The following is a 9,820-nucleotide window of genomic DNA, read 5'->3' as shown; positions in this document are numbered from 1 at the left end:
TGGGCGATGAGGGGTTCGAACCCCCGACCCCCTCGGTGTAAACGAGGTGCTCTGAACCAGCTGAGCTAATCGCCCTAATGCAATTTGTTAATTTTCATTTCCTTATTGCGAGTGCAAATATAAGGCTGTTTTTTGAATAAACAAGCAAAAAATAAAAAAAATTATAAAATTTCTGCAACCACAAATGTACTACCACCAATGTATATTAAATCAGTGTCTTCGGCTATTTCTAATGCTTTTTTGTAAGCTGTTGTAATTGAGTTGTATATTGTTCCTGTTAAGCCATGTTGGCTTGCTTTGTCCGATAAAATGGTCGCGTCTAATCCGCGTGGGTTGTTTGGCTTTGAAAAATAATAAATGGCGTTTTTGGGGAATAGAGGTAGTATTTGATCTAAGTCTTTATCATTTACCACGCCTAAAACGATGTGTAATTCTTTAAATTCTTCTTTTTGAATTTGATTCAAGACAATCTCTAGTCCGTGTTTATTGTGTGCGGTATCGCAGATTATTTTTGGTGATTCACCCAGTTGTTGCCATCTTCCTTGCAGCCCAGTATTTTTCACGACATTTAAAAGCCCAGTTTTAATAGCGTCTTCAGTAATTTTAAACTCCGGCTGTGAGTTTAGTAGCTTAATAGTCTGCAATACTGATTTTTTATTGTGAATTTGGTAGTCACCTATTAAATCTGAAGGATAGTTTTCTGAAATCAAGTCGGAAGCAAAATAGATGGGGGCGTTATTTTTTTTGGCTGTAGCCAAAAAAACAGCCTTAGTTTCAGGAGTATATTCTCCAATGACTACAGGGGTGTTTGCTTTTATAATACCAGCTTTCTCTGCTGCTATGGCTTTAATGGTGTTTCCGAGAAACTGTGTGTGATCTAAGTCAATATTTGTAATTACGGATACTATTGGAGTGATAATGTTTGTGGCGTCTAATCGACCGCCCATTCCAACTTCGATGATTGAGATATCTACTTTTTCTTTGGCGAAGTAATCAAAGGCCATTCCAACGCTCATTTCAAAAAAGCTGATGTCATTCGATTCAAAAAAAGATTTGTTTTCATTTATAAAAGTACAAACAAAATCTTCGGTGATATCAGCACCATTTATTTTAATACGTTCTCTGAAATCTTTAAGGTGTGGCGACGTGTATAAGCCTACTTTGTAGCCAGCTTCCTGAAGTACAGCTGCCAGCATATGAGAAGTAGATCCTTTTCCATTTGTACCGGCAACATGAACGCATTTTAACTCTTTATGGGGATTGCCAAGATGATTGGTCAATAAGTGCGTGTTTGTCAAATCCTTTTTATAGGCAGAGGCGCCTTGAAGCTGATACATAGGGAGTTGGTTAAACATCCAGTCCGTAGTTTCTTGATAGTTCATTTTCTTTGAGTATTGGTTGTATTCGTAGACTAAATATTTTAATACTTAGAAAAAGGCTTTTTAAAACTATTAAGAATTTACGCTTTATGACGCCTTAAGTTCTGATTAGATTGCTTTTTTTAAATGTAAAAATATTCAAAATGTCTGCGCTGATTGTATGGTAAGATCTTTAAATGCCAAATGTATTTATTCCCCTAATTTGAAGTTAACGGTAATAAAACCAATTTGAGTTGCAGGTGCATTCGCATCGGGTTGCCATTTGTATTTTCTGGCTGTAGCCAATGCAGGTTCTACCAGGCAAGGATTGGTATTAGTTGTTCCTTTAGTATATTTGGCAGCAATAACATTTCCGCTTCTGTTTACCGTTATTTGCACAACGACAGTGCCAAATTCATTGCATTTCTGTACTTCTTTACCTCTTGAAGCAATACTTCGGCCATTTAAGCCCCATCCGCTACCATTTCCGGTACCGCTTCCAGATCCGTAATAACTGTTAGCATAAGGATCGCCATTTAAGCTTCCTTTGTCTCCCGCAACATTGTCATTTCCTTCGCCACCTTTTGCTTTTCCGTCAGATTTGGGTCCGTTTAAGATACTTGATAATGCATCAGATGTGCTTTTTGAGGGTTGCGGATTTTCTTTCGGTTTTGGTTTAACCTCTTCTTTAGCTGTTTCTTTTGTAGGCTGTGCTTTTTTGACCTGCTTCATTACCACTGCTTCCTCGATGTCTTGAGAAAGTATCTCGTCCTCACTTGAGGCTGCTTGTTTTGCGGCGGTCGTCTTAGGTGCAGATTGAATAGGCTCTGTGGGTTGTATTTCTCCAGATCCAAACTCAGTTGTTCCAAAGTTTATCGCAATTCCGTTTTCAGGAGGTGGGTCTAAAGAAGTTAATCCTAAATAAAAGAACAAAACAAATAGAATCACAAAAATGATTGATGTGATTGCAAATGATTTTTTTTCTTCTTCTGTTTCTAAATATTTCATGTAGAATAAATCTTTTTTTGAAGGACAGCTGTCGTTATTTAGGTCTTACCGCTAAAACAACTTTGATTTGATTGCGGTTTGCAATATCTAAAACATTCACTGCTTTTTCAATAGGCACTCCTTCTTCGGCTCTTAAAATAATTGCCCTATCCTTATCGGCTGTAAACATTGATAATAATTTTGATTCCAATTCAGCTTCTGAAACGGGTTCTTTATCAATGAAAAATTCTAGTTTTTTATTGATACTTACTGCAATGTTTTTATTACTGTCTGTTTTTCCTTTTGCTTTTGGTAATACCAAGTCTAAAGCATTGGTAGTTACCATGGTCGATGTTAGCATAAAGAATATCAGCAATAGGAAAACAATATCGGTCATAGACGACATATTGAATTCTGCACTAACTTTATTTCTTCCTCTTAAATTCATAATTATGCTGGGTCGTTTAATAAGTCTAAAAAGTCAACGGCATTGGCTTCCATCTGATGTACAATTTTATCTGTTTTTACAACTAAGTGATTGTAACCTACGTAAGCAATAATACCTACGACTAATCCAACAACTGTAGTTGTCATAGCGGTATAAATCCCTTCGGATAGGGCTCCAACTTCAATTTGTCCTCCAGCAGTTGCCATCTTGTGGAAAGCTTGAATCATCCCTACTACTGTTCCTAAGAAACCAGTCATAGGACCTGCTCCAGAAATAGTCGCTAGCATACTTACATTTTTTTCAAGTTTGTAAATTTCAAGTTTTCCAGCATTTTCAATTGCCGTATTGATGTCATCTAGAGGCTTGCCAATTCTTGAAATTCCTTTCTCGATTAATCTGGCAACAGGAGATTTTGAATGAGCGCACGCCATTTTAGCATTATCGATGCGTCCGTTTCTAATATTATCTCTGATTTGTCCCATAAAATTAGGGTCTATTTTTGACGCAGCATTGATCGCCATTAAGCGCTCAAAGTAAAGATAAAGTGCGACAGCTAACATTATAAATAAGGCAGCCATGATAATGTTACCGGCTAATCCTCCACTTGTTAGCAATTCAATAATAGATAATGTTTTTTCAACTGGAACCGCATCGGCTAAATTTTCTTGTGCAACAGATAGGGTATCTGCTTGTAACAATATACTCATAGAAATTTTCTTTATTATGGAAACGCTAATATATTATAAAAATTGTTACTTTTTTAGATTAATATCCTAAACAAATATTAAAAAAGTAGGGAAGGAATAGAGTGTTAAAAAAGCGATCTTGAGTATAGTATAAAAAAAAATCAGTTCGATGAATTCCCGTATTGGGCGTTTCATCGAACTGACTTAATCGTATTCTTTCAAACGAAGTAGAATGAAAGGATTCTAATTTATTAGAGGCTTACACTAATTGTTTCAAAGCGATTTCAAAAGCGGTAGCGCTAATATTAGTTTTATCGCTGTTTAAAGCATGTGCTTTTTCAATTGCTTTTTTGATGATTTCTGAAGTATCTTGAAAGATCGCCTCATCCGTCATTTGTACTTTTTTCTCCATGAAGTAAGCAAATACACGAGCCATACCACAGTTTGAAATAAAGTCTGGAATTAAACTTACTTTGTGATCTACATCTTCCATTATTGGACCAAAAAAGATTTCTTTGTCGGCAAAAGGAACATTAGCACCACAAGAAATTACTTCAAGTCCATTAGCGATTAAGCTATCAATTTGAGATTGAGCAACTAATCTTGAAGCAGCACAAGGAGTAAAAATTTCAGCACCTATTGTCCATATTTTTTCATTGATTTCTTCAAAACGAATCATGTTTTCGGCAACTAGTTTGTTTCCGTCTTTAGCAAGGAATAGGTCTTTTATTTCTTCGAATGTAAAACCATTCTCATTTATTAAGCCACCATCTCTGTCGATTATACCAATAACTTTTGCACCCATTTCAGCTAAATAGAAAGCAGCAGCTGAACCTACATTTCCAAAACCTTGTACAATAGCTTTTTTCCCTTTAACGTCACCTCCATAAGTAGTGTAATAATGGCGCACCGCTTCAGCAACACCGTAACCGGTAATCATATCTGCAATGGTATATTTTCTAGAAACGTCTGGAGAGAATTTTGGATTTTCGATTACTTTAACCACACCTTGACGCAATTGACCAATTCGGTTTATCTTATCAGCTTCAGTTGGTTTGAAATGACCATTAAAGACTCCTTCTTGCGGATGCCAAACACCACATTCTTCAGTCATAGGGATAACTTCATGGATTTCATCCACGTTTAAATCACCACCAGTTCCATAATAACTTTTTAATAATGGAGACACCGCTTTGTACCACCGTTGTAAAACGCCTTTTTTTCTTGGATCGTTTGGATCGAAATTAATTCCAGATTTTGCACCACCAATAGCCGGACCAGAAACCGTAAATTTTACTTCCATTGTTTTTGCCAACGACAAAACTTCATTGATGTCTAATCCCTTTCTCATTCTAGTTCCACCACCGGCAGCACCACCACGAAGAGAGTTAATAACCGTCCACCCTTCAGCTTCGGTTTCGGCATCTTTCCAATTAAAAACGATTACAGGCTCTTTATTTTCGAATTTCTTTAATAAATCTTTCATTTATTGCGATATGTTTAATTTTGACAAATATAAAAAATAGAATAATGTGAATTGTGTATTTGAGGTATTATTTTGGTTTATAGATATATCCGCTACTATGATCTGTTTTAGCTCCTGTTACACTAGACAATACATTGTTTTGTCCACGTAATTTAAGGACACCCAATAAAGCAAAGATCAGCGCTTCCTTAAATTCCAGAATTTTGTTTTCAGGAATTATGATTTTGATGGAAGGCAAGTGAAATTGGATGCGCTCGATAAGAAAATCATTGTAAGCTCCGCCACCAGTTATTAAAAGAGTTCCTTCTTTATTAGGTAGGGCTATTGCAATTTGCACGGCAACATGTTCTGTAAAGGTTCTCATTTTATCCGTAATGTCAATTTCGAAATGCTCTACAATAGGTAGAACGATTTCTTTTACAAATTCAAATCCCAGAGATTTAGGATAGCTTTGTTGGTAAAACTCTAGATTGTTCAACTCGTCCAGCAAAGTGTCGTCGATTAGCCCAGTTGCCGAAATTTTCCCTTTATCATCATAATCGAATCCCAATTGATTTGAATAATAATTTAAAACTGTATTTACTGGTGAGATGTCAAATGCGATTCTGTTGTCTTTTTCTTCAAATGATACATTCGAAAAGCCACCTAGATTCAGGCAATAGTCGTATTCAGGAAATAAAATGCGGTCTCCTATAGGTACTAAAGGAGCACCTTGTCCTCCTAGATTGACATCCTGTATTCTAAAATCACAAACGACAGTTTGCTGAATTAAATCGGATATTTCCTTTAAATTCCCAATTTGGAGGGTAATGCCTTTATCGGGTTGGTGTAATACGGTGTGACCATGCGAGCAAACGGCATCGATATTTTCTATCTTATGGCGAGATATGAAATCAGAGATAATGGAACCGAGCAATGAAGTATAATCGTGATTTAATTTTTTTAGATTAATTTCAGAAAAATCCACCGCTGTTTTTAAGGTATTTACCCAGCCTGAACTGTAAGAAATAGTCTCGCTTTCAATAATATTGAAGTCCCATTTCTTGTCTTTTATGGTAAATTGAATATGTGCTAAATCAACTCCGTCAAGAGAAGTTCCAGACATCACCCCGATAACGTTATAGTGTTCTTCTTTCATTAGCCAAAATTACAAATCAAAATTGATAATTTCACAAGAAAAAAGTATCTTTGACTAGTTTTTTTAAACAAAAAACAGGCTAAATTAAGCAACATATAACAATCGTCTATTCTAAACGTAAAAAATAAGATAAAACAATTCCGGATTTGGACTTTAAATTCGATGTTGTGAACAACGTATTTTGGCGCTAGAATTAATCAAATAAATAAAAAGAAATACAGTTATGGATTTTAATCTAACAGAAGAGCATTTAATGATTCAACAAGCCGCTAGAGATTTTGCTCAAAGCGAGTTGTTGCCTGGAGTAATTGAAAGAGATGAATTCTCAAAATTCCCAACAGAGCAAGTTAAGAAGATGGCTGAACTAGGGTTTTTAGGGATGATGGTTGATCCTAAATATGGTGGTTCTGGACTGGATAGTGTTTCTTATGTTTTAGCAATTACTGAAATAGCTAAAATTGATGCTTCAGCAGCAGTAATAATGTCTGTAAATAATTCATTAGTTTGTGCAGGACTGGAAAAGTACTGTAACGAAGAACAAAAAATGAAATATTTAGTTCCTCTTGCAAAAGGAGACGTAATTGGTGCTTTCTGCTTGTCTGAGCCAGAAGCGGGATCTGATGCAACTTCTCAAAAAACAACGGCTATTGATAAAGGGGATCATTATTTATTGAATGGTACTAAAAACTGGATCACTAATGGTTCGTCAGCATCTACTTATATCGTAATTGCGCAAACGGATATCGAAAAAGGGCACAAAGGAATTAATGCTTTTATCGTAGAAAAAGGTTGGGCTGGTTTTGATATTGGAATAAAAGAAAAGAAAATGGGAATTCGCGGGTCAGATACGCATTCTTTAATGTTTAGTGATGTTAAGGTTCCAAAGGAAAATAGAATTGGAGCTGATGGTTTTGGTTTTAATTTTGCTATGGCTGTATTAAACGGTGGTAGAATTGGGATTGCTTCTCAGGCATTAGGAATAGCAACTGGAGCTTATGAATTAGCATTGAAATATTCGCAAGAGCGTAAAGCTTTTGGTAAAGAAATTTTCAAACACCAAGCTATTGCTTTTAAATTAGCTGATATGGCGACTCAAATCATGGCAGCCAAAATGCTTTGTTTGAAGGCTGCATCTGAAAAGGATCAAGGAATGGATATTTCTCAATCTGGTGCTATGGCAAAATTGTTTGCTTCTCAAACGGCGATGGATACCACAATCGAAGCGGTTCAAATTCACGGTGGTAATGGGTACGTGGCTGAATATCACGTAGAACGTATGATGCGTGATGCTAAAATCACTCAGATATATGAAGGAACTTCAGAAATACAACGTATTGTGATTTCGAGAACTTTGGTTTCCTAGCATTCGAATTAAGTAATAAGAATAATTTAAACCATTAAGGGATTAAGAAATTAAGTAGTAGAATACTTAATGAGACTTAGTTTCTTAATGGTTTTTAGTTATAAAATAGCGTTATATTTACTAGCAAATTACCTTTTATGAATGAAGATTTAAAATACTGGAATTTACGAGATCATAAATTGTTTAGAAGTTTAAGTTTTAAACAAATGAAGCAGTTGTGCATCATCATGGGGTTCAAGGAAGCAAAGAAAGGAGAGATTATTTATTTTTCTTCTTCGGATGTGTCTAGGATTTTTGTGTTGAAAAAGGGAAATATTAAAATCGTGGCTGTTGATGAAACCGGTAATGAAACAATTAAAGACATTGTTAAAAAGGAGATTTGTTTGGGGAGCTTACTTTAGATGCAGATGGCGAGAGCAATGAATATGCTAAAGTACTTTCTGACGATGTTACTATCTGTAGTTTTTTGCTTTCTGATTTTGAAGAGGTATTATTACAGAATCCCAGTTTAGCGTTGCACTATACTAAAATTGTAGGACTGAAAATGAAGCGAATCAAGAACAGTTATTCTAATTTAATTTCGAAGGATGCTAAAACCAGATTGGCTTTGTTTCTAAAAGACTGGGCAGAGAAAGAAGGTGTGCAAACGGGAAATAAAGTAATCATTAAGAATTATCTAACCCAAAGTGATATTGCTCAAATCATTTGTACCTCAAGACAAACAGCGACACAATTGCTTAACGAAATGGAAGCAAAAGGGACGTAGCTTTACAATAGAAAAGAAATTATTATTGCAGATATCACTACATTATAGTTTTTTTTAGGAAATGCAATCTAGCCGACAATTTAATTCAGAATTCAATAGTAGCTTTGTGATATAAAATTATTAGATCATGAAAAGAATACTAAGCTTCCTTTTATTAGCGATTGGATATATGGTAAATGCACAAAGTGACTTGCCCAAAGTAGCAACTGACGTAGCGCCATTATTGATTGGAGAAAAAATCCCTAATATCACCTTAAAAACAATTGACAATAAAACCGTTGATTTGCAATCGCTTTTCAGCAAAAAGAAAACTGTTTTGGTTTTTTATCGTGGTGGCTGGTGCCCTTATTGTAACCTTCACTTGGCGGCATTGGCGGAAGCCGAAAAAGAATTATTGGACTTAGGATATCAGATTGTTGCCATCAGTCCAGACTCACCAAAGAACTTAAAAGCTACCGAGGAAAAGGATAAAGTAAACTATCTTTTGCTATCAGACGGTAATGGTGAATTAGTAAAGGCAATGGGTATCGCTTTTCAAGCTCCCGAAAAATATAAGACCATTTTGGCAAAAGGATCAGATGGACTAAATAGTGATTTTCTACCGATTCCATCTGTTTTTATCTTGAACTTAGAGGGGGTGATAGATTTTGAATACATTACACCTGATTATAAACATAGAATTTCCAATGATTTATTGATTGCAGCGGCAAAATCTTTAAATAAAGAGTAATGAAGAAATTTATTTTGGCCATTTGTATGTTATTCACGCTTTCTGGATTTGCACAGAGTGAAGGTGAGAGCGTATCTCAATTTAATTTAGAGGGGAAAGTTGCTATGCAAGGATATGATCCAGTTGCTTACTTTAAAGAAGGGAAAGCTCTAGAAGGAAAAAAAGAAATCAATTCGATATATGAAGGAGTGATTTATTATTTTTCTTCTGCGTCGAATAAAAGTGCTTTCGTAAAATCTCCTTCAAGCTATGAACCTCAATATGGAGGTTGGTGTGCATTTGCAATGGGGGATTCAGGAGATAAAGTAGCTATTAATCCCAGTACTTTTAAAATTATTGATGGGAAATTATATTTGTTCTATAATGCCTTTTTTAGGAATACTTTAAAAAGTTGGAATAAAGATCAGTCTAATTTACAATCAATGGCCGATTCGAATTGGAAAAAAGTAATTCAATAAACTAGCATTATGAAGTCATTAGTAATTAGCTGGTTATTGCGCATTGTTATTGCTGTAATTTTAGTGCAAACATTGTGTTTTAAATTTACTGGCGCAGCCGAAAGTATCTATATCTTTAACACCTTAGTAATGGAGCCTTGTGGACGTATTAGTTCTGGTGTGCTCGAATTAGTTGCGTCTATTTTGATTTTAATTCCAAGAGCCACGTTGTTAGAGGAGTTACTAGGTTTTGGAGTCGTGATTGGTGCTTTACTATCTCCTGTTTTTGTTTTAGGAATTGAACTACAAGGTGATTGCGGGACACTTTTTATAATGGCATTAATTACCTTTCTTTGCTGTTCTGTTTTAGTGTATCAAAATAGGAATAAAACACCCAATTTATTAAAATTAAAATTATAAG

12 protein-coding genes and 1 tRNA gene are annotated in these 9,820 nt (G+C 35.3%); 6 read left to right on the top strand and 7 right to left on the bottom strand.

Going from position 1 to position 9,820, the window contains the following annotated elements; all coding sequences use genetic code 11:
* From QO182_RS18485 to QO182_RS18455, 7 genes are all read right to left on the bottom strand, one after another.
* Nucleotides 1-75, bottom strand: a tRNA-Val gene (locus tag QO182_RS18485).
* Nucleotides 76-161: 86 nt separating this feature from the next.
* Nucleotides 162-1,382 carry a folylpolyglutamate synthase/dihydrofolate synthase family protein gene (locus QO182_RS18480; RefSeq protein ID WP_371563365.1) on the bottom strand — a complete coding sequence of 407 codons (1,221 nt, stop codon included), beginning with the start codon at nucleotides 1,380-1,382 and terminating at the stop codon, nucleotides 162-164.
* A 186-nt stretch (nucleotides 1,383-1,568) separates the two neighbouring features.
* Complete coding sequence (locus tag QO182_RS18475) at nucleotides 1,569-2,366, bottom strand: energy transducer TonB (protein ID WP_371535495.1); 798 nt, start codon at nucleotides 2,364-2,366, stop codon at nucleotides 1,569-1,571.
* Nucleotides 2,367-2,400: 34 nt separating this feature from the next.
* Nucleotides 2,401-2,793, bottom strand: coding sequence for an ExbD/TolR family protein (locus QO182_RS18470; protein WP_371563362.1), 393 nt, complete (start codon nucleotides 2,791-2,793; stop codon nucleotides 2,401-2,403).
* A gap of 2 nt (nucleotides 2,794-2,795) precedes the next feature.
* On the bottom strand, nucleotides 2,796-3,500 hold the full coding sequence (locus tag QO182_RS18465) for a MotA/TolQ/ExbB proton channel family protein (RefSeq protein WP_371535490.1): 705 nt from the start codon (nucleotides 3,498-3,500) through the stop codon (nucleotides 2,796-2,798).
* 238 nt (nucleotides 3,501-3,738) lie between these two features.
* The gene (locus QO182_RS18460; RefSeq protein WP_371535488.1) at nucleotides 3,739-4,965 is read right to left on the bottom strand and encodes a Glu/Leu/Phe/Val dehydrogenase dimerization domain-containing protein; all 1,227 of its coding nucleotides are present in this window, start codon (nucleotides 4,963-4,965) and stop codon (nucleotides 3,739-3,741) included.
* 67 nt (nucleotides 4,966-5,032) lie between these two features.
* Nucleotides 5,033-6,103 carry an anhydro-N-acetylmuramic acid kinase gene (locus QO182_RS18455; RefSeq protein ID WP_371535485.1) on the bottom strand — a complete coding sequence of 357 codons (1,071 nt, stop codon included), beginning with the start codon at nucleotides 6,101-6,103 and terminating at the stop codon, nucleotides 5,033-5,035.
* Nucleotides 6,104-6,326: 223 nt separating this feature from the next.
* Here QO182_RS18455 and QO182_RS18450 point away from each other — a divergent pair, with 223 nt between their 5' ends.
* The 6 genes from QO182_RS18450 (at nucleotide 6,327) to QO182_RS18425 (ending at nucleotide 9,819) form a co-directional block, all read left to right on the top strand.
* Nucleotides 6,327-7,466, top strand: coding sequence for an acyl-CoA dehydrogenase family protein (locus QO182_RS18450; RefSeq protein WP_371535483.1), 1,140 nt, complete (start codon nucleotides 6,327-6,329; stop codon nucleotides 7,464-7,466).
* 137 nt (nucleotides 7,467-7,603) lie between these two features.
* The gene (locus QO182_RS18445) at nucleotides 7,604-7,867 is read left to right on the top strand and encodes a hypothetical protein (protein ID WP_371535480.1); all 264 of its coding nucleotides are present in this window, start codon (nucleotides 7,604-7,606) and stop codon (nucleotides 7,865-7,867) included.
* The gene (locus QO182_RS18440) at nucleotides 7,846-8,232 is read left to right on the top strand and encodes a Crp/Fnr family transcriptional regulator (RefSeq protein ID WP_371535477.1); all 387 of its coding nucleotides are present in this window, start codon (nucleotides 7,846-7,848) and stop codon (nucleotides 8,230-8,232) included. The genes QO182_RS18445 and QO182_RS18440 overlap by 22 nt, the downstream gene beginning before the upstream one ends.
* A 127-nt stretch (nucleotides 8,233-8,359) precedes the next feature.
* Complete coding sequence (locus tag QO182_RS18435; RefSeq protein ID WP_371535474.1) at nucleotides 8,360-8,962, top strand: peroxiredoxin-like family protein; 603 nt, start codon at nucleotides 8,360-8,362, stop codon at nucleotides 8,960-8,962.
* Nucleotides 8,962-9,420: a YHS domain-containing (seleno)protein gene (locus QO182_RS18430; RefSeq protein WP_371535471.1), complete on the top strand. Its 459-nt coding sequence runs from the start codon at nucleotides 8,962-8,964 to the stop codon at nucleotides 9,418-9,420. The genes QO182_RS18435 and QO182_RS18430 overlap by 1 nt, the downstream gene beginning before the upstream one ends.
* Before the next feature lie 9 nt (nucleotides 9,421-9,429).
* Nucleotides 9,430-9,819 (top strand): DoxX family protein, encoded by a 390-nt coding sequence (locus QO182_RS18425; RefSeq protein WP_371563359.1) that lies wholly within the window; start codon nucleotides 9,430-9,432, stop codon nucleotides 9,817-9,819.
* The last annotated feature ends 1 nt before the right edge of the window (nucleotide 9,820 follow it).

The sequence above is a fragment of the Flavobacterium sp. Arc2 genome, from assembly GCF_041431385.1.
Taxonomy (GTDB): Bacteria; Bacteroidota; Bacteroidia; order Flavobacteriales; family Flavobacteriaceae; genus Flavobacterium.
Note: the sequence above shows the minus strand (reverse complement) of the source record. Positions and strands in the feature narration are given on the sequence as shown.